The sequence below is a fragment of the Biomaibacter sp. TOL genome (assembly GCF_059717795.1).
In genome coordinates this window covers 1,982,638-2,002,103 of record NZ_AP046092.1, presented here as the reverse complement: position 1 = coordinate 2,002,103, position 19,466 = coordinate 1,982,638, and the positions used below count along the sequence as shown (strand labels likewise).

General features: G+C 41.9%; 20 protein-coding genes. 10 read left to right on the top strand and 10 right to left on the bottom strand.

Annotated elements, in window-relative coordinates:
- Positions 1–5: 5 nt before the first annotated feature.
- Both AC6I1H_RS10055 and AC6I1H_RS10050 read right to left on the bottom strand, forming a co-directional pair.
- Positions 6–1,511 carry an aminotransferase class I/II-fold pyridoxal phosphate-dependent enzyme gene (locus AC6I1H_RS10055; RefSeq protein ID WP_497737460.1) on the bottom strand — a complete coding sequence of 502 codons (1,506 nt, stop codon included), beginning with the start codon at positions 1,509–1,511 and terminating at the stop codon, positions 6–8.
- Between the two features lie 64 nt (positions 1,512–1,575).
- Positions 1,576–2,421 carry a DUF4349 domain-containing protein gene (locus AC6I1H_RS10050; protein ID WP_497737459.1) on the bottom strand — a complete coding sequence of 282 codons (846 nt, stop codon included), beginning with the start codon at positions 2,419–2,421 and terminating at the stop codon, positions 1,576–1,578.
- A 279-nt stretch (positions 2,422–2,700) separates the two neighbouring features.
- Here AC6I1H_RS10050 and AC6I1H_RS10045 point away from each other — a divergent pair, with 279 nt between their 5' ends.
- The gene (locus AC6I1H_RS10045; protein ID WP_497737458.1) at positions 2,701–2,937 is read left to right on the top strand and encodes a hypothetical protein; all 237 of its coding nucleotides are present in this window, start codon (positions 2,701–2,703) and stop codon (positions 2,935–2,937) included.
- A gap of 7 nt (positions 2,938–2,944) precedes the next feature.
- On the opposite strand, the gene gyrA is transcribed toward AC6I1H_RS10045, so the two are convergent.
- The 8 genes from gyrA to dnaA all read right to left on the bottom strand — a co-directional run bounded on the left by gyrA (position 2,945) and on the right by dnaA (position 12,167).
- Positions 2,945–5,374, bottom strand: a complete 2,430-nt coding sequence (gene gyrA, locus AC6I1H_RS10040; RefSeq protein WP_497737457.1) for a DNA gyrase subunit A — start codon at positions 5,372–5,374, stop codon at positions 2,945–2,947.
- Between the two features lie 35 nt (positions 5,375–5,409).
- A complete protein-coding gene (gene gyrB / locus AC6I1H_RS10035; protein ID WP_497737456.1) occupies positions 5,410–7,317 on the bottom strand; it encodes a DNA topoisomerase (ATP-hydrolyzing) subunit B in 1,908 nt (635 codons plus the stop codon).
- Between the two features lie 42 nt (positions 7,318–7,359).
- Positions 7,360–7,605: an extracellular matrix regulator RemB gene (gene remB, locus AC6I1H_RS10030; RefSeq protein ID WP_497737455.1), complete on the bottom strand. Its 246-nt coding sequence runs from the start codon at positions 7,603–7,605 to the stop codon at positions 7,360–7,362.
- A complete protein-coding gene (locus AC6I1H_RS10025; protein ID WP_497737454.1) occupies positions 7,590–8,072 on the bottom strand; it encodes a DciA family protein in 483 nt (160 codons plus the stop codon). The genes remB and AC6I1H_RS10025 overlap by 16 nt, the downstream gene beginning before the upstream one ends.
- A 2-nt stretch (positions 8,073–8,074) precedes the next feature.
- Positions 8,075–9,172, bottom strand: a complete 1,098-nt coding sequence (recF, locus tag AC6I1H_RS10020; protein WP_497740760.1) for a DNA replication/repair protein RecF — start codon at positions 9,170–9,172, stop codon at positions 8,075–8,077.
- The gene (locus AC6I1H_RS10015) at positions 9,172–9,393 is read right to left on the bottom strand and encodes an RNA-binding S4 domain-containing protein (RefSeq protein WP_497737453.1); all 222 of its coding nucleotides are present in this window, start codon (positions 9,391–9,393) and stop codon (positions 9,172–9,174) included. The genes recF and AC6I1H_RS10015 overlap by 1 nt, the downstream gene beginning before the upstream one ends.
- Positions 9,390–10,541, bottom strand: a complete 1,152-nt coding sequence (gene dnaN / locus AC6I1H_RS10010; RefSeq protein WP_497737452.1) for a DNA polymerase III subunit beta — start codon at positions 10,539–10,541, stop codon at positions 9,390–9,392. Before dnaN ends, AC6I1H_RS10015 begins: the two co-directional genes overlap by 4 nt.
- 258 nt (positions 10,542–10,799) lie before the next feature.
- A complete protein-coding gene (gene dnaA, locus AC6I1H_RS10005) occupies positions 10,800–12,167 on the bottom strand; it encodes a chromosomal replication initiator protein DnaA (RefSeq protein ID WP_497737451.1) in 1,368 nt (455 codons plus the stop codon).
- A 212-nt stretch (positions 12,168–12,379) separates the two neighbouring features.
- On the opposite strand from dnaA, the gene rpmH reads away from it, so the two are divergent.
- The 9 genes from rpmH (at position 12,380) to noc (ending at position 19,349) form a co-directional block, all read left to right on the top strand.
- Positions 12,380–12,514, top strand: a complete 135-nt coding sequence (rpmH, locus tag AC6I1H_RS10000; protein ID WP_497737450.1) for a 50S ribosomal protein L34 — start codon at positions 12,380–12,382, stop codon at positions 12,512–12,514.
- Positions 12,515–12,578: 64 nt separating this feature from the next.
- Positions 12,579–12,950, top strand: coding sequence for a ribonuclease P protein component (rnpA, locus tag AC6I1H_RS09995; RefSeq protein WP_497737449.1), 372 nt, complete (start codon positions 12,579–12,581; stop codon positions 12,948–12,950).
- Positions 12,910–13,119, top strand: coding sequence for a membrane protein insertion efficiency factor YidD (gene yidD, locus AC6I1H_RS09990; RefSeq protein WP_497737448.1), 210 nt, complete (start codon positions 12,910–12,912; stop codon positions 13,117–13,119). The genes rnpA and yidD overlap by 41 nt, the downstream gene beginning before the upstream one ends.
- Before the next feature lie 46 nt (positions 13,120–13,165).
- Positions 13,166–13,795, top strand: a complete 630-nt coding sequence (locus AC6I1H_RS09985) for a YidC/Oxa1 family membrane protein insertase (RefSeq protein WP_497737447.1) — start codon at positions 13,166–13,168, stop codon at positions 13,793–13,795.
- A gap of 1 nt (position 13,796) precedes the next feature.
- The gene (jag, locus tag AC6I1H_RS09980; RefSeq protein ID WP_497737446.1) at positions 13,797–14,411 is read left to right on the top strand and encodes an RNA-binding cell elongation regulator Jag/EloR; all 615 of its coding nucleotides are present in this window, start codon (positions 13,797–13,799) and stop codon (positions 14,409–14,411) included.
- 63 nt (positions 14,412–14,474) lie between these two features.
- The gene (mnmE, locus tag AC6I1H_RS09975; protein ID WP_497737445.1) at positions 14,475–15,854 is read left to right on the top strand and encodes a tRNA uridine-5-carboxymethylaminomethyl(34) synthesis GTPase MnmE; all 1,380 of its coding nucleotides are present in this window, start codon (positions 14,475–14,477) and stop codon (positions 15,852–15,854) included.
- Between the two features lie 10 nt (positions 15,855–15,864).
- Positions 15,865–17,751, top strand: a complete 1,887-nt coding sequence (gene mnmG / locus AC6I1H_RS09970; protein ID WP_497737444.1) for a tRNA uridine-5-carboxymethylaminomethyl(34) synthesis enzyme MnmG — start codon at positions 15,865–15,867, stop codon at positions 17,749–17,751.
- Positions 17,744–18,460 (top strand): 16S rRNA (guanine(527)-N(7))-methyltransferase RsmG, encoded by a 717-nt coding sequence (rsmG, locus tag AC6I1H_RS09965; RefSeq protein ID WP_497737443.1) that lies wholly within the window; start codon positions 17,744–17,746, stop codon positions 18,458–18,460. Before mnmG ends, rsmG begins: the two co-directional genes overlap by 8 nt.
- A gap of 82 nt (positions 18,461–18,542) precedes the next feature.
- Entirely contained in the window at positions 18,543–19,349 is an 807-nt protein-coding gene (gene noc / locus AC6I1H_RS09960) for a nucleoid occlusion protein (protein WP_497737442.1), read from the top strand.
- Positions 19,350–19,466 lie beyond the last annotated feature (117 nt).

The window sequence follows — 19,466 nt, the reverse complement described above, 5'->3', positions numbered from 1 at the left end:
TGATTTTAATAAACCGAAACATAAACACTATTTTTTTTGTCAACGCCCTGTACAGTGCATCCCGCTTTAAGAAGCATTTCTATCAGTTCAATATGCTCATTTTCCACGATTTCCCCAGGCATCAACAGCGGCACTCCCGGTGGGTAAGGCACCAGGGCTTTTTTCACAATTCGCCCCGACGCCCGCTTCAGGGGCACCCATTCGCTTTTTGAAAAAAAAGCTTCTCGAGGTTCCATAGCCTTTTGCGGAATTTTTTTCATGACGACGGAAAGTTTTAAGAGCAAATCATGAATGTTTGTGCGCTGTTGTCTTTCTTTGCCTGAATACCTGCGATTTTTATATTTTACATGCATTGAAATATCCGACAAAGCAACCATAAGATTTTTAATGTCTATGCTGCCGTTCGCCGATGTCACCAGAAAATAAACATTGCACAGATCAGCATATTCCGCATATATGTTGTATTTCCGCCTCAGCAGATATTCCGCCGCAAAGCCGGTAAAACCGGCTTCCGATACGTTCACCAGCAGGCGTGAAAGGTCTATATCGAATATTCCCGCCCCGCCCTTTAATTCATCTCCGGCACAATAAAAACAGGTATGTCTGTTTATGAAATCTCTGGCTTTTTCAGCCATGTTCAGCGCCTTTTCAACAATATACCTGCCCCGGCTTTCCATCAGCGCGGCGGTCCAGTCCAATGAAGCCATGAGAATGTAGGAAGGGCTGGTGCTCGTCACCATACCGAGATATGAAGAAAGCTTCTCATTATCCATCCTGTCGCCTGTAACATGAAGCCATGCGCTCTGAGTAAGGGAAAAAAGCATCTTATGGGGGCTCTGGACCCAGGCGTCCGCGTCGAAATCCCCCGCCGAAGGCGGCAGATGCGGACTGAAAGCCAGGTGCGGCCCGTGGGCTTCGTCAACAAGAACCAGCATGTTATTTTGCCGGGCTATTTCACATATCTCCTTTAAATCCGGGCAGAACCCCTGATATGTGGGATTGGTAATAACAATAGCCCTGGCTCCCGGATTTTTCTTTATGACCCTTCGCAGCGCTGCGGGCGTAATTTGTGTGTACACCCCGAGGCCTTCATGCCATTCCGGCATCACATAAACCGGCTTTGCTCCGGTCAAAATCAGCCCCGACAGCACCGAACGGTGGCTGGCCCTGGACACTATCACGCTGTCGCCCGGATTCAGAGCCGCCCCCATCATGGCCAACACCCCTGAGGTGGAGCCGTTCACCAGGAAAAAGGATCTGTCAGCGCCGTAAAGTTTTGCCAGCCTTTCTTCCGCCTTTTTAATGGCTCCGTCGGGCTCGTGGAGATTGTCCAGGCCGGGAAGCTCCGTCACATCCCACCTGAACAGGTTTTTCTTAAAAAGTTCCCCCAAATCTTCAAAAAATCTCCCGCTGCCTTTGTGCCCCGGCATGTGAAACCTGGCCGGGCCCTTTCGCGCATAGCGTCTGAGCGCCCTCACAAGAGGCATATCCAGCTTTCGTTTCAATACCATCCATCCATCATTTAATTTTTTTTTCCATTATATCATAAACCTCATCAATATGCTAATTTATATTTTAATCATTCCTCCTGCCTTTCCAGAAATTAAAGTCGACATGCCGCTTTTTCATAAAATAAGCTGCAGTGCCCAGAATCAATATATATGGCGATAGCCACGCCAGAGTTTCAACTGTTTTTACGAGAATGTTGAAGAATAAGCTCCATCCGTTGACGAAGCCGAAAGCCACGTTCTCAAAAAAGCCATCGCCGGCTGTTCGGACGCCCTTTTGTTCCCGAATGTCAATATTAACCGTAGAATAATCTGTGGCATTGTTGAGATAATTTATCCTGCCCTGTATCTGTTCTATTTCAGTCCTTATCCTTCCCAATTGCTCTTCCACTTTTAACAGGTCCTCTACATTCTGGGCTTTGCTCATTATCTCCAGCAATCTTTGCTCCTGAACCTTTAAGACCTTTTGCCGGGCGTCGAGGTCAATATATTCCTCCGTCACATCCTGAGTATCGATGTTATCGGATTCCACCGTTTCTATTTGCTTCAGCCTTGAAAAAAATTCTTCAAACCTGGCGGAAGGTATTTTCACCTCTATGCGACTGAAGATAAACCGATCGTCGTTTCTTGTTGAGGAGCTCAATATGTAGCCTTTATATTCTTCCACCATGCCGTAAATCTGCTCTTCCACCTTTTTTAAATCCTTCACTGCCAGAGTTATACTGCCATTTTTAACGATTTTCCTGTCTATTACCGAAAGATTACCGGCTACGGCAGCATTTGATGTAAACGAGCTTGCCTCCTGTCTTGCCTTCGGCGTTTTGCTTTGAACTTCAGTAGAGCTAGCGCTTCCCGTACTTTGCCCGCTTTTTCCTGTCCCTCTTGCGCCGCATCCCGAAAGTGCGACCGCCAAAATTATAAAAACCACTATAAAAATATGCCGATACTTTTTTATTCGACCTCATCTCCCTTCAAATTTTACCTCTAATTATTTAGACGGAAAAAAATTTTTTTGGTTCCCGGATAAAGCCCGGGTCTAATAAATGGGCTCACGCCGGTCATAAAGAGCCTTGCGAAGTTGTCCATTGTGGCATCTTTTATGGCTTTGTAGAAGGCTTTATGCTTTTTTGCCGTCTATATTAAATTTGTATTAAATCCTTCAAATCAGGCATGCTAATAATGAGGTGGTTTTATGGGATTTGAATGCCCGCTGTGCAATGCCCTGATAAATGTAAGAGAAACATGCCCCAAATGCGGCGGCGATATGGAGGATTGGGGAAGGGTCGAGGATTATTTCGACCCTTATAATCCGTATCTTGATAAAGACAATGTCTCCATGGGAGAATCTTCACATGAATGCGTTCATTTGTTTGCATGTCCCCGATGCGGTTATGATATGCGCATAGTGGTTAATCAGATTCCCACTTAATACTTCCTTATTTTTCTTCTTCGCATATTACCGCCACTGAGGCCAGCTGGTCGTCTTTTTCCAGTTTAATCAAAGTCACCCCGCGGGTGTTGCGGCTCATCCTGGATATTCCGGAAACTTCCATGCGTATCACCACGCCAGATGCAGTGCAGAGCATCACGTCGTCTTTTTCTCCTACCATCCTCACCGCTTCCAATTCCCCGGTCTTTTCGGTGACCTTCTGAATGATGATGCCCTTCCCACCCCGGGCCTGCAAACGAAATTCTTCCTCGCCTGTTCGTTTTCCGAAACCTTTCCTGGTCACCACCAGCACATCGCAGCCAGGTTTAACTATATCCACCGAGGCCACTCCGTCATCCTCTCTTAAAGATATGCCCTTCACCCCATGGGCGGTGCGTCCCATGGCTCCGACATCATCCACCGAAAATCTTATGCCCATTCCTTTCATTGTCCCAAGCAATACCTGATCCTTTTTGTCCACCATCCTTACCGCGATGAGCTCATCCTGCTCTTTCAGCCCTATTGCTATGAGACCGGTCTTTCGTGAACTTTCATACTCCGAAAGCAGAGTCTTTTTTACAAGGCCCTTTCTGGTAGTAAAAAGCAGATATTTTGCTTCGCTGAAATCCTTTATGGGTATTACTGCGTTGACCTTTTCCCCGGGTTTCAGGGGCAAAAGGTTTACTATGGCGGTGCCTCTTGCCGTCCTGCCTGCTTCCGGGATCTCGTGGGCTTTCAGTTTGTATACATTTCCCCTATTCGTGAAGAACAGCACCACATGGTGGGTGGTTGCCACAAATATGCGCTCAACAAAATCTTCTTCCCTGGTTGTAATTCCGGTGATGCCTTTGCCGCCGCGCTTTTGATTTTTATATGTGGAAAGGGGCAGACGTTTGACGTAGCCAAGATGCGTCAATGTTATAACCACATCTTCTTCGGCAATTAAATCCTCGGCGTCAAGATCATCCACCGCCGATGTTATTTTTGTGCGACGCTCATCCCCGAATTTTTCTTTTATGGTAAGAATTTCCTGTTTTATTATTCCCAGCACCATTTTTTCGTCTGCGAGCACTTTTTTGTAGTATTCGATTTTTTCCAGAATTTCCTTGTACTCATCCTCTATCTTCTGGCGTTCCAGGGCCGTCAGCCTTTGCAGCCTCATGTCCAGGATAACCTGCGCCTGTTTTTCGGATAGGTTAAATGTAGTCATGAGGCCCTCCCGGGCTGTGGGCACATCTTTGGATTTCCTGATAAGGCTTATCACCTCGTCCAGGCGGGAAAGCGCTATCCTGAGGCCTTCCAGAATGTGAAGCCTCTCCTCGGCCCTTGCCAGGTCGAATTTTGTCCTCCGGATGATTATATCTTTTTGATGTTCCAGGTAGTAATATATAAGGTCCCTCAGGTTCAATACCCTAGGCTTGTTGTCCACCAGCGCCAGCATTATGGCTCCGAAAGTGTCCTGCAGCTGCGTATGTTTGAAAAGCTGGTTCAATATGACATGGGGATTGGCGTCTCTCCTTAATTCTATGACGATGCGTATTCCGGATCTATCGCTTTCGTCCCTTAAATCCGATATGCCTTCTATGTTCTTATCCCGCACCAGTTCAGCAATCTTTTCCACCAGCCGCGCTTTGTTGACCATGTATGGAATCTCGGTCACCAGTATCCTCTGGCGGCCGCCCTCCATGGGTTCTATGGCGGTTTTCGCCCTGACGGTCACAGAACCCCTGCCGGTCCTGTACATGTCCTTGATGCCATCCCTGCCCAGAATAATGGCTCCCGTGGGAAAATCCGGTCCCTTAATTGCCTGCATCAGTTCGTCGACGGTTACATCCGGGTTATCTATCATCATCACCACGCCGTCGATGACTTCCGAAAGGTTGTGGGGTGGAATGTTGGTGGCCATACCCACCGCTATACCCGAAGAACCGTTGACAAGCAAATTCGGAAAACGGGACGGCAGCACGCTGGGCTCCTTCAACCTCTCGTCGAAATTGGGGACGAAATCCACAGTGTCCTTGTTTATATCCGACAGCATTTCCAGAGCTATCTTTGAAAGCCTAGCTTCGGTATACCTCATGGCAGCCGGAGGGTCACCGTCTATGGAACCGAAGTTGCCGTGGCTGTCCACCAGCATATAGCGCATGGAAAAATCCTGTGCCATGCGCACCATGGCATCATATATGGCCGCATCCCCGTGGGGATGGTATTTGCCCATGACTTCCCCCACTATCGTGGCGGATTTTCTGAACGGTTTGTCCGGGGTAAGACCGATGTCGTTCATTGCAAAAAGTATCCTGCGGTGAATTGGCTTGAGGCCGTCCCGAACATCCGGGAGGGCTCTGCCTACGATGACGCTCATGGAATAGTCTATATAGGATTTTTTCATTTCCTCTTCTATGTTTACAGGCACTATCTTTTCCGCTGATTCAGCCATTCAAAAACCTCCGTAAATTTAAAATAAGCTCAACATCATATATCCAGATTGACGACTTCGTGCGCATGTTCAAAAATAAACTGCTTTCTGGGTTCCACCTTGTCGCCCATGAGTATGGTGAATATTTCATCGGCCGCCACAGCATCCTCCAGGCTCACCTTCAATATGGTCCGCTTTGCTGGATTCATGGTGGTCTCCCACAACTGCTCCGAATCCATCTCTCCAAGGCCTTTAAACCTGTTGACGTCGGCTTTATCCCGGTCTTTGCCCAGTCTGTCGAGGACCTCTTTCAGTTCACGGTCATTGTAAGCGTAAAATTCCTGTTTCCCAAGCACTACCTGAAAAAGAGGGGGCTGAGCAATATATATCTTTTCCGCCTCTATAAGCGGCTGCATGTATCTGTAGAAAAACGTGAGCAGGAGCGTCCTGATATGGGCGCCGTCCACATCGGCATCGGCCATGAGTATTATTTTATGGTACCTGAGTTTTTCAATGTCGAACTCGTCACCTATGCCCGTGCCTATGGCGGTGATCATCGCCCTTATCTCTTCGTTGTTCAATATTTTGTCGAGCCGGGCTTTTTCCACATTCAATATCTTGCCTCGAAGAGGGAGTATGGCCTGAATTCTGCGGTCCCTGCCCTGTTTGGCGGAACCTCCCGCCGAATCGCCTTCCACCAGATATAGTTCGCACAGCCTGGGGTCCTTTTCGCTGCAGTCCGCCAGCTTGCCCGGAAGGGCAGTGCGTTCCAGGGCGTTTTTCCTGCGGGTAAGTTCTCTTGCCTTGCGGGCCGCCTCCCGGGCCCGGGCGGCCCCTACGGCTTTCTCAACGATTATTCGGGCTATTGAAGGATTTTCCTCCATAAAGCGGGACATTCCTTCCCCCACCACAGAATCCACCATGCCCCTTACATCGCTGTTTCCAAGTTTTGTCTTGGTCTGGCCCTCAAACTGGGGATTTTGAAGTTTTACACTGATGACCGCCGTCAAACCTTCCCGGACATCTTCCCCCGAAAGGTTGGCGTCCTGTTCCTTTAAAAGATTGTATTTCCTGGCATAGTCGTTGATGCTGCGGGTGAGGGCTGTTCTAAAACCGCTCAGATGGGTCCCGCCCTCATGGGTGTTTATGTTGTTTGCAAAGGACAGAACATTTTCCACATAAGTATCGTTGTACTGAACCGCCACTTCAAGTTCCATGTCTTCCCGGGCGGCTTTCATATAAATCGGTTCTTCATGAAGCACATCCTTGTTTCGGTTCAGGAATTTTACAAAAGAGACTATGCCTCCCTCGTAATAAAATTCACTTTTCTTATCGGTTCTGCAATCCCAAAGCTCTATCCTGATGCCCTTATTGAGGAACGCCTGTTCCCTCAGCCGCTGGGTGAGAATATCAGTCGAAAAACTGATATCTTCAAAAATTTTTCTGTCGGGTTTAAAGGTAATCTTTGTTCCTGTGCCTTCCGCATCGCCTTTTCTTATGACGCCGGTTACCGGATTGCCCCTCTCGTATCTTTGCGAAAACAATCCACCGTCCCTTTTAACCTCCACCTCAAGCCATTCCGAAAGGGCATTCACCACGGAAACACCCACTCCATGAAGCCCTCCGGATATTTTATAGCCACCGTGGCCGAACTTGCCTCCGGCATGCAGCATGGTCAGGGCCACTTCCAGAGCGGGTTTTCCAACTTTGGGATGTATTCCTACCGGGATTCCCCTACCGTCATCCTCTACAGTTATAGAACCGTCTTTATTTATGGTTACACGGATATTTTTGCAGTAACCAGCCAGCGCTTCATCTATGCTGTTGTCCACCACTTCGTATACCAGGTGATGAAGCCCGCGGCTGTCGGTTGAACCGATGTACATTCCTGGCCTAAGCCTCACATGTTCGAGGCCCTCCAGCACCTCGATCTTATTTTCATCGTATACGCCTTTTTTCTCCAATCCTAAAACCTCCAGACTATCTTAAAACCTGTAAAAAGAACATTAAAGTTTTTTTAAAAAATTGGATCTTTTAAAAAGAGTGACGGAGGATATGGGAGAGAAAAATATCTTTTTGTCGCAGATGATAATGGATTTTTTGTCCATGTCGTCCTCACCCTGGAAGAACCCTTCCTCTTTGGCCACCTGTAAAAATTCAGAAGTATCCTTGGAAACTAAGGCATATTTGTCCAGAATCATTATTACATCTTTTTTCAGCACCACTTCATCGCTGCCTATATGGATGAACACCTGTCCTCCTCCTTCTTTATCCTGTATTTAAAGTCTTTAATCATGAGTTCTACAAATTTTTTGCGAAGTTCCGGGTCCTTTATTTCCGAACTTATATTATATATCATTTTGATTGTTTTGTCAGGAAGTTCGATGATTTTATCATTTTTGATTCCAGAGGAAAGATCCGGTTTTTGTCCTTCAAAGCCGCATATTTGAAATTTTATATCACGAACGAGAGGCTCATTGAACAGAGAATTCAGTTTTTCAATAATTTCTTTTTTTAAAAAATGGAGCTGGTGCGACCATATAGGGTTTTCCACGCCTATAAATAGGGTATCGTTTCTAAAAAAAACGGGCCTGGATACTCTTGCTATATTGTCTCCCACCAGATTTTCATAGTTTAAAAAAATCTGGAATTGCATCAACTTTTTTTCCAAACCGCTTTTTTTCAATGTCTCTTTTAATATTATACCTATTTTTTCCATAATTACCACTCCAGCGAGCCGGCTCTAACCCTGTACAGTTTGCTTTTCGACAGCAACTCATCAGGTATGAAATTTAAATCAGTCGTAGTGATAAAAACCTGGGAATCATTGCTTTCAATTATGAGTTTCCTCCTCGCAAAGTCAAGCTCCGACATCACATCATCCAGCAACATGATAGGAGATTCGCCTTTTTCCCGGGCAAGTATACCTGCCTGGGCAATTTTAAGGCAAAGCGCAAGAAGCCTCTGTTGTCCCTGGGAGCCGAAAATTCTGGCATCATGGCCATCCAGCAAAAAAAGTATGTCATCCCTATGAGGGCCGTTCACGGTGAAAGCCCTGGAAATATCTTTTTCTCTGGCGTCTTTCAGCGCTTTTAAAAAATCCCGCCTTATGGTGTCCCTGTCCTCTATATTAACGCTGCTGATATATTTTATATTCAAAACGGGACCTTCGCCGTAAAATCTATTGAAAATTTCACGTATGTATTTATCCGTAATCTCGATAATCTTCAATCTTTCCGCCAGTATCCTGGACCCCGCATCGCAAAGCTGCAAGTCCCACGGATCAATGCTGTCAGAAAGAGAAGGGTTTTTTCTGACGGACTTTAGCAACACGTTTCTTTGAGAAATTACCCTGTAGTAAACCTGAAGATATTTTACGTACCCCGGCTTCAGCTGATAAATAAGATAATCAAGAAATTTTCTCCTGAGAGACGGACCGCCTTTTATAAGATTTAGGTCGTCGGGAGAAAAAAATACGGCGCTGATATCTTCACACAACTGAGACCAGCGTTTTTTTTGATCCCCACCTTCTTTTACTATTTTTTTTCTGTCGGAATACAGGATAATTTCCCTTTCCACCGGACCTGAGCCGGTGTCAAATATGCCCTTAATATACGCCATCGGTTTATTATGCATTATGAGTTGATGATCTCTGGTGGACCTTTCAGACCTCAGGTTCGACAAAAATAATATGGATTCCAGAAGGTTTGTCTTGCCCTGGGCGTTGTCTCCGTAAAGTATGTTAATCCCTCTGGAAAAAGAAACTTCCAGTTCTCTAAAGTTTCGAAAATCCACAAGCCTGAGATTGCTTAGAAACATCAATTTTCACGCCCTCCGGCCACTTCAAAACCGTGGCCTTCAAGCTCTATCACATCGCCGTAAGAAAGTTTTCTTGATCTACGGGTCTCCACCCGGCCATTCACCTTTACCTTCCCCTCATTTATCAATAATTTTGCTTCTCCGCCGGTGGAAACCGCTCCGGCCCATTTTAAAAACTGATCAAGATTTATACTTGACGTCTTTATGGCAACTTTTTTCAATAATCTTCACCTCTCATTCTTACGGGCAAAACTAAATTTAATTGATTTTCCATCCCTATAGGCTCGATAATGCATGGGCCCGATTCTCCGGAAAATGAAAGTTGCACTTCCGAAGTTTCGATCGAACGCAGGGCATCCATCATAAACCTGGCGTTGAACGCTATCTGAAGGTCATCTCCTTTCATTTTGCAGGGCAATCTGTCACTCATGCTTCCCATCTCCGTATCAGCACTGACTTCAAAAACATCTGACGAAATTCTAAACTTGACAAGATTGTTTTTGCTTCCTTCCCTCGCCATAATTAAACCTCTATCTATAGCCGAGAAGATGCTTTCCACATCTATATGTACTACTGTTCTGGGTTCAACCCGTGTAACCTGTTCATAGTCTATGAAACCGCCTTCCAGCAATCTTGATGATATAACCGTATTTTTGTTTCTGAATTCAACTCGGTTTTTCCCTACATACAAATCGAATTTTTCTTCACTGTCTCCAAAAATTCTAAAAATTTCAAGAAGTGTTTTTCCCGGAACTATCAAGCTGAAATCTCCATTTTCAGCAATAGAGTTTTCAGCAAGATTTTCCTTTCGCCATGCGATTCGGAATCCGTCGAGAGCCACCATATGAAGCATATTGCGGCGGCATTCGACCAGGATACCGGTGAGCTGGGGTCTTGAAGTGGATTCCTCGGCACGTGCGAAAGCGGTCTGCTTTATCATATTTTTAAACAATTTTTGAGAAAAATTCATAGTAGGAGAAAGTTCCTGCCGAGTTATTTCTGGAAAATCCTGGGCATCGAAGCATGGAAGAGTCATCATAAAACTTTTAACGGTAATTTCAACACGGTTATCAGAAAATGAAAATAAAACTTCACCTGCCGGCATCTTTCTGACAATTTCGGAAAAAATCTTTACAGGGATTACAGAAGACCCGGTTTCAATAATTTTTAACGGCGCTTCAACAGTGTCTTTTAATGAAATTTTATGCTCAATACCCATGTCCAGGTCGGTAGCGGATAAAGATAAAAAATCATTAGAAGCGATAAACCTTATTCCTGAAAGGAGCGCTATAGGCGATTTTAAAGGTACGAATTTTTCAACAAGATTAAGTGAAGAAAGAAGAGTATCCCTATCTATTAAAAATTTCAATTAAAACACCTCCAAAAAAATTTTTAAAAACAGTCATAAAAACAATCTAAGACGAATAAGATTTTAAAATAGTAAGAGTAGTAGTAAGAGCTGTGGATATGTGAATAAATTATGTGAATAAGTGTATTGCAGGTCTTGTCCCTGTGCATAACCTGTGGAAAATGTATATAACTTTATCAACATTTTCCACAAAAAAATTTTTAGTCGAAATTTGTCCACTTTTTATAAACAGGATATAAAGCGTTTTTTAACAACTTATCAACCCTGAACAAGTTTTTTCTTAAGGCTGTCTATCAACATTGCAAGCTGAGGGTCGCGAGTGATGTCTTCCGCGATTTTATCTCTTGCGTGTATTACAGTGGTGTGGTCGCGCCCCCCAAATTCCTCTCCGATTTTTGGAAGAGATAAATCGGTAAGTTCACTGCACAGATACATGGCTATCTGACGTGCAAAAGCGACATCTTTAGTGCGTTTTTTAGCCTTGAATTCTTCCGGTTTCAAAGAAAAATGACGGCCAACTTCTTTAAGTATGTCGGAAACTGATATAGTCTTTGTTTTTTGATCGGGCAAAATATCTTTTAAAACATGTTCGGCAAGATTTATGTCGATAGGGCAATTGGTCAGCGAGGAATAGGCCACAATCCTTATGAGGGCGCCCTCCAGTTCCCTAATATTAGTCTCAATTTTGGTGGCGATAAAGTTTATGACATCGATGGGAACGGTGAGATTTTCCATGGAAGCTTTCTTTAAAAGTATGGCTATGCGGGTTTCAAAATCAGGAGGTTGAATATCAGTGATAAGGCCCCACTCAAACCTTGACCTGAGGCGTTCCTCTAGAGTGGGAATTTCTTTTGGAGGTCGGTCACTGGAAATAACCAGTTGTTTGTTTGCTTCGTGGAGAGCGTTGAAAGTATGGAAAAATTCCTCCTGAGTCCTCTCTTTGCCCGCAATAAACTGAATGTCGTCGATTAAAAGAACGTCGATAGTCCTGTACTTGTTGCGAAATTCAACATTCTTGTCATCTTTTATAGAATTAATAAGTTCATTGGTGAACCTTTCCGAAGATATATAAACAACCTTGCAGTTTGGTTTCTGAGATAATATGTAGTGGCCTATGGCATGCATCAAATGAGTTTTACCAAGACCAACACCACCGTATATGAAAAAAGGATTATAAGCCTTGGCGGGAGATTGGGCTACGGCAAGGGAAGCCGCGTGAGCGAAGCGATTGCTGTTTCCCACTACAAACGTGTCAAATGTATACTTTTGGTTTAAAGATGATACGGGTTCCTCGGAAAAAGATTTTGATTCATGATTATCCTGGAGAATGTAAGAATTGTATTCCGGCATAGAGGCCGAAGAGTCGCTTTCATTGTTCACTTCGATAAAAACATTTAAGTCCTGTTTTAAAATAGAATTTAAAATATCCTTTAAAAGATTGATGTATCTTTTTTCTATGACCTGTTTTAAAAATACGTTGGGAACTTCCACCACAGCGTTATTTTGGTAAATCCTAGACAGCCTTGCGGGTTTTAACATAGTATTGAATGAAACGTCATTATTGAGTTCATTGCCGAGAATCTTCAAAACTTGATGCCATAATGAAGAAAGATCAACAGTAGACATAATAAAAAAACCTCCTGAAAAAACTAAATAACGATCATGATGAAGACAATACAATAATAACAAAATAAAAAATCATATTCAATATGAACTTAAAACTAACGATAAGGTATAAAAAGATTAGTTTTGTAAACTCAAAGGATCTTATATTTTCTTGACAATTATTAATATTATAAGCTATAATCTATATAGTTTTAAACGCCGGAGGTGCAAAGATGAAACAGACATACCAGCCGAGCAGAAGATACAGAAAAAAAGTGCACGGCTTCAGAAAAAGAATGATGAATAAGAACGGTCGTAACGTAATCAGAAGAAGAAGACAAAAAGGGAGAAAAAGACTAACCGCATAAAAGACGAAGGCCGTTGAACTCATGTTAAACGGCCTTTGCACTCCCGCACTGGAGGAAAAACGTATTGAAAAGATGTTTAAGATTAACAAAAAATTTCGAATTTAAGAATGTATACAGGGCGGGAAGACGCTTGTCATGCCCTTATTTTAATATGTATGTAAAAAAAAACAATCTGGAAAAAACAAGGCTTGGCGTTTCGATTTCCAGAAAAATTGGGAAAAGCGTCGTAAGAAACCGGATTAAGAGAAGGATAAAAGAAGCATTCAGACGCAATATTAAAAATATTAAAACGGGATTTGATGTAGTAATATCGGTAAAGCCGGAAATGGTTAATATGGACTATAAAAGCATAAAAAAAGAAATAAAAAAAATGTTGGAAAGAGGTCGTATATGGAATGATAAAGACGGCGATCGTATCGATGATAATATTTTATAGAAAATTCATATCGCCGCTAAAACCCGGGGCATGCAGATTTTATCCAACATGTTCGGAGTATGCGATAGAATCCATTCAAAAATACGGAGTTTTAAAAGGGGGCATAAAAGCTGCAAAAAGAATTCTAAAATGCCATCCCTTCAATCCCGGTGGTTATGATCCGGTATAAAATATGGAAATAATGTAAAAATAAAGAACAAGGGGGAGCAAAATTAATGGCATATCTTGAAAGTATAATGAAGCAGATTCTGGATTTCATATTCGCCTATACAAAAAGCTACGGACTGGCTATAATAGGAATTACAGTAATAATAAAATTGATACTGCTTCCTTTCAGTTTTCAACAGTTTCATTCAATAAAAAAAATGCAGGAGATCGCACCTCTTCAGAAAAAACTCCAGGAAAAGTATAAAAACGACAAAGAAAAGCTGAACAGAGAAATAATGAAGCTGTATCAGGAAAATAAAGTGAATCCTATGGGCGGATGTCTTCCTTTGCTTATTCAGTTTCCCTTTATAATAGGTCTTTTCAGACTGCTTCAATCTTACAATTTTGGTAAAGCCGGATTTTTATGGTTGAAAGATTTAGGAGCTCCTGACACAACTTACATTCTTCCAATACTTGCGGCAATCACAACATATTTGTCATCAAAAATAGCAACACCGCCAAACACCGAAAACCAGAATAACTCCATGAACATTGTTATGTCGCTCTTCATTGGATGGATGGCGGTAAAATTTGCTTCAGGCCTGGCACTATACTGGGTAGTCAGCAACATATTGCAGATACTTCAACAGATGATAATTATGCGCTCCCCTGCTCCAGTCAAGGAGGATGTAAAGTGAAATGAAATGGGTGGAAAAGCAGGCAAAAACTGTGGAAGAAGCAATTAAAATGGCATTGAAGGAATTGAACATCAACAAAGAACAGGCGGAAATAGAAGTGCTGGAAGAAGGAAACCGGGGAATACTGGGGTTTCTTTCAAAAGCCGCAAAGGTAAAAGTCACTGTAAAAGAAGATCCTGGCAAGAGGGCGTTGGAATTCGTTAGAGGCCTTACGAAACATTTTCAATTAGATCCAAAAATAGAGATACAAGAAGAAAAGGATACAATAAAAATAAATTTTGAGGGTAAAAACGTCGGTGTACTGATAGGAAAGCATGGAAGCACCCTGGATGCCATTCAGTATCTAACTTCTCTAGTGGCAAACAGGGGAATAGAAAACTACAAGAGAATAATCCTGGATGCCGAAAATTACAGACGAAAGCGTGAAGAAACACTGGAAAGACTTGCAAAGAGTATGGCAAAAAAAGTAAAGGAAACAAAAAAAAGCGTCATTCTGGAACCAATGCTCCCAAATGAAAGAAGAATAATACATACAGCGCTGCAGGGAGATTCCATGGTGCATACAAGGAGCATAGGAGAAGAACCCCACAGAAGAGTGATTATTTCATTAAAATAAAAAATACGTAGTGAGCCCCGGAGCCAGAGCTTTGGGGCTTGATTTACGTGAGAGGTAAGTAAAATGAAAGATGAAGACACAATCGCCGCAATATCAACCCCGATGGGCGAAGGCGGCATAGGTATAGTCAGGATAAGCGGAGAAAAATCATTTGAAATAATACAAAAAATTTTCAAGCCGGTATCAAAAATGAAAGATATAAAAAGCCGTCACCTTTACCTAGGTTATATAATAGATCCGGAAAAAGGATATAAAATAGATGAGGTATTGACGGCTTTTTTCAAATCGCCTCACACATATACACGCGAAGATATGGTGGAAATAAACTGCCATGGTGGGATGACAGCGCAGAAAAAAATTCTGGAGCTTGCTATAAAACATGGGGCAAGAGTTGCAGAACCGGGAGAATTCACAAAAAGGGCATTTTTAAACGGAAGGATAGACTTGTCCCAGGCAGAAGCGGTAATTGACGTTATAAGGTCAAAAACCGAAAGAGCGCTGATGATTGCAAGCCGTCAGCTTGCCGGCGGGTTTTCCGAAAGGATTAATTCAATACGTTCAGAACTTCTTGAAATTATGGCGCATATTGAGGCAAACATTGATTTTCCAGAAGATGACATACCAGAAGCGGATCCTGTACAAATAAAAAGAGAAATTCAAAAAAGCAAATTCAAAATAGAAAAAACGATAAAAAATTTAGAATCTGGAAAAATGCTCAGAGATGGCCTTTCCACACTTATTCTAGGAAGGACGAATGTGGGAAAATCATCTTTACTGAATGCGCTATTAAGAGAGGAGAGGGCGATTGTAACAGATGTGCCCGGCACCACAAGAGATATAATAGAAGAATATATCAACATAAACGGTATCCCGATAAGAATTATAGACACCGCAGGCATCAGAGAAACCAGCGACATGGTAGAAAGAATTGGCGTGGAAAGGGCAAAAAAATACCTGCAGGAAGCGGAAATGGTACTGCTGGTATTGGATGCTTCGATGGAAATAACAGAAGAAGACAGAAAAATATTTGATATGGTAAAAAATAAATTTACAGTCATAGTTGTAAACAAATCCGATCTTCCGTCAAAGATAAAAGAAGAAGAAATAAAAAAAATGCTGCCGGAAAAGAAAATAATCAGGATATCGGCATTAAAAGAACAGGGTATTGAAGAATTAAAGGATGAAATATATAATTCAGTGGTGAAAAATATAGGTCCAGTAGATGAAAATACGATAATAGCCGGACAGAGACAGAGACAGGCACTGGAAGACGCCGTAAGATGCCTTGAAAGAGCACTGAAAGCCATGGAAAAGAGAATGCCAGTGGAACTCATCGAAATAGACATAAGAGAAGCGTGGGAAAAACTGGGTGAAATTACAGGAGACACAGTGAGCGAAGATATTATAAACGCTATTTTTGAAAACTTCTGCATCGGGAAATGAAGGTGAAGTTATGGAATATACCGCAGGATATTATGATGTAGCAGTGGTGGGCGCAGGGCACGCCGGTTGCGAAGCAGCACTGGCTGCCGCAAGAATGGGCATGAAAACAGTGGTATTTACCATAAATCTTGACAGCATAGCGCTTATGCCGTGCAATCCTTCAATAGGAGGCCCGGCAAAAGGGCATCTTGTAAGAGAGATAGACGCTCTGGGCGGAGAGATGGGCATAAATACAGATAAAACATTTATCCAGATGAGAATGTTAAATACTGGAAAAGGCCCTGCTGTAAGGGCTTTGAGAGCTCAGGCTGACAAAAAGGCGTATCAATTTTCAATGAAATACACGTTAGAAAAACAGCAAAACCTGGATATAGTACAGGAAGAAGTGGTAAAAATACTGGAAAAAGGAGGAAAAGTAAGAGGTGTAGTTACAAGAACGGGAGGCGTTTTTTACTCAAAAGCAGTAATACTAACAACTGGAGTATATCTTAGAGGAAGAATAATTATAGGTGACGTAAACTATAGCGGAGGCCCAAACGGGCTCTTTCCGGCAAGCCGGCTATCCGACAGCCTGTCGGATTTAGGATTTGAGCTGGGAAGATTTAAAACGGGAACTCCTCCTAGAGTGCACAAAAATTCCATAGACTTTTCGAAAATGATTGAACAGCCGGGCGATGAGATAATAATCCCTTTTTCTTACACATCGGGAAATATAAAGCGCGACCAGGTATCATGCTGGCTCACATACTCAAATAAAAAGACCCATGAAATAATCATGGAAAATTTACACAGGGCTCCGTTGTACACCGGCGAAATTCATGGAGTGGGGCCCCGTTACTGCCCAAGCATAGAAGTAAAGGTAGTGAATTTCAAAGAAAAGACAAGCCACCAGATATTTGTAGAACCTGAAGGAATTAATACAAATGAAATGTACATCCAGGGTATGTCAACCAGCCTCCCAGCCGATGTACAGTTAAAAATGCTAAGAACAATAGAAGGTCTGGAGAACGCAAAAATTATGAGATATGGATATGCGATAGAATACGACTACGTTATACCGACACAACTGAGTTTAACTCTTGAAACAAGGAAAATAAAAGGACTTTTTTTGGCAGGTCAGATAAACGGAACATCTGGATATGAAGAAGCCGCTGCTCAGGGGCTAATAGCGGGAATAAATGCCGCGCTTTTAATAAAAGATATGGAACCATTAATTTTAAAAAGGTCAGACGCATACATTGGAGTACTAATAGACGATCTTATAACAAAAGGAATTACAGAACCTTACAGGATGCTGACATCAAGAGCGGAATACAGATTGCTGCTAAGACACGACAATGCGGATCTAAGGCTTACGGAAATCGGGCACAGAGTGGGATTGATCGACGATGAGAGATATGAAAAAACAGTTAGAAAAAATAAAATGATTCAGCAAGAAATAGAAAGATTGAGGTCGATAAAAATAACCCCTACGGAAGAAAACAACAGGATACTTGAAGAAATGGAAACGGCACCGATAAATACACCTTTCACACTGGAAGACCTTATGAAAAGGCCGGAAATGAATTACGAAAAGGTAAAGATTTTTGATCCGATGAGGCCGAAACTTCCGGAAGAAGTAATAGATCAGGTTGAAATCATGGTTTCTTACAGCGGTTATATAAAAAGACAAATAAGCCAGGTGGAAAGCTTTAAAAAAATGGAGAACAAAAAAATTCCGAAAGACATTGATTATGATAAAATTTACGGCTTGAGGACAGAAGCCAGGGAAAGATTAAAAAAAGTGCTGCCGAGCTCCGTAGGACAGGCCTCAAGAATCTCAGGGGTGAATCCAGCAGACATTTCAATATTATTGATATACCTTGAACAGCAAAAAAGGATTAGAGCAAATGAATAATGATTTTATTGAAATTTTACAAAAAAAGGCATTGGAAAATAAAATTTATTTAAATGAAGAACAGTTAGAGAATATATTAAAATATAAAGACATGATTTTTTCATGGAACGAGAAAGTGAATCTAACGAGAATAACGGGAAAAAAAGATTTTGTTGAAAAGCATGTCATTGATTCGATGATGATATCAAAACTTATTAAAATCAACCGTAGCTCAAAAATTATAGATATAGGTACAGGGCCAGGGATACCGGGAATTTTCATTAAAATAGCAAGACCCGACATAAAACTGATTCTGCTTGAAGCAGTAAGAAAAAAAGCGGAATTTTTATGTGAAGTGGTGAAAGGACTTAATTTTAAAGATGTGGAAATAGTGAACGAAAGAGCCGAAACAGCGGCAAGAAAAGAAAAATACAGAGAAAGACAGGATATGGCAGTTGCGAGAGCCGTATCGTCACTTAAAGTACTATTGGAAATATGTCTTCCGTTTATAAAAAAAGACGGAATCTTTATAGCCATGAAAGGCGAAAAGGCCGAAGAGGAAATAGAAGATGCAAAAAACTCTCTGAATATTATGGGAGGGGAAGTTAAAGATATCGTAGAATATAAGATAGGGGATATGAAACACAAATTGATTGTTATAAAGAAAATAAAAAACACACCGGAAAAATATCCCAGGAGACCAGGAATGCCCGAAAAAAATCCTTTATAAAAAATAAAATTTAACAAAAATAGGAAGGAGAAACTGCTTTTTTATAGAATTATAATAAAAAAACGAAAGGCGGTGGGGGCAAATGTGGGGGGACCGCAAAACAGATTTAAACATTGTTAAAATCCCGCTTGAAGAAATAAAACCTAATCCATATCAACCTAGAAAAGAATTTGACGAAGAATCATTAAATGATTTGACTAGCTCAATAAAATCGTACGGTGTTCTGCAGCCGATAGTAGTAAGGAAAAGCGGAAAGAACAGTTATGAAATAATTGCGGGAGAGAGAAGATGGAGGGCCTGCAAAAGAGCCGGATTAAAGGAAATACCGGCCATAATTAAAGATGCGGGAGATTCAGAAACGGCCGTTATGGCTTTAATTGAAAATTTACAAAGAGAAAACCTGAATTTCCTGGAAGAAGCAGAAGGATACAGGCAGTTGATGCAGGATTACGGATTGACACAGGAACAGCTTGCTATGAAACTGGGAAAAAGTCAGTCGACCATAGCAAACAAGATGAGAATATTGAAGATGTCTCCGGAAATTATAAAAATTATTTCCCGGGAAAAGTTGAGCGAAAGGCACGCAAGAGCTCTTCTTAAACTGCCGGATGAAAATCTTCAAATGCAAGCGTTAAAACAAATTATAGATAAAGGAATGAATGTTAGACAAACCGAAGATCTAGTTGACAGGCTTATCGAAGAAATTGAAAATGAAAAAGAAAAAGAAAAAAAGAAGTCGTTTAAAATTGCGATTAAAGACGTGAGAATTTTTGTCAATTCCGTAAAAAAGTTGGTAAAAAGCATAAAAGATACAGGAATTAAAGCAGGATATAAAGAGATCGACAAAGGAGATTTTATAGAAGTGGTGGTTCAAATACCAAAGAGGTAATGAACCATTTTTTTTATAAAGAATGCGGCAGAAACTAGCGCATTATGAGAGACGGCCGCAACACAAAGTTTCAAAAAATCTACAGCCTTATTAAGTCGGAATTTATGCTCAAGAATT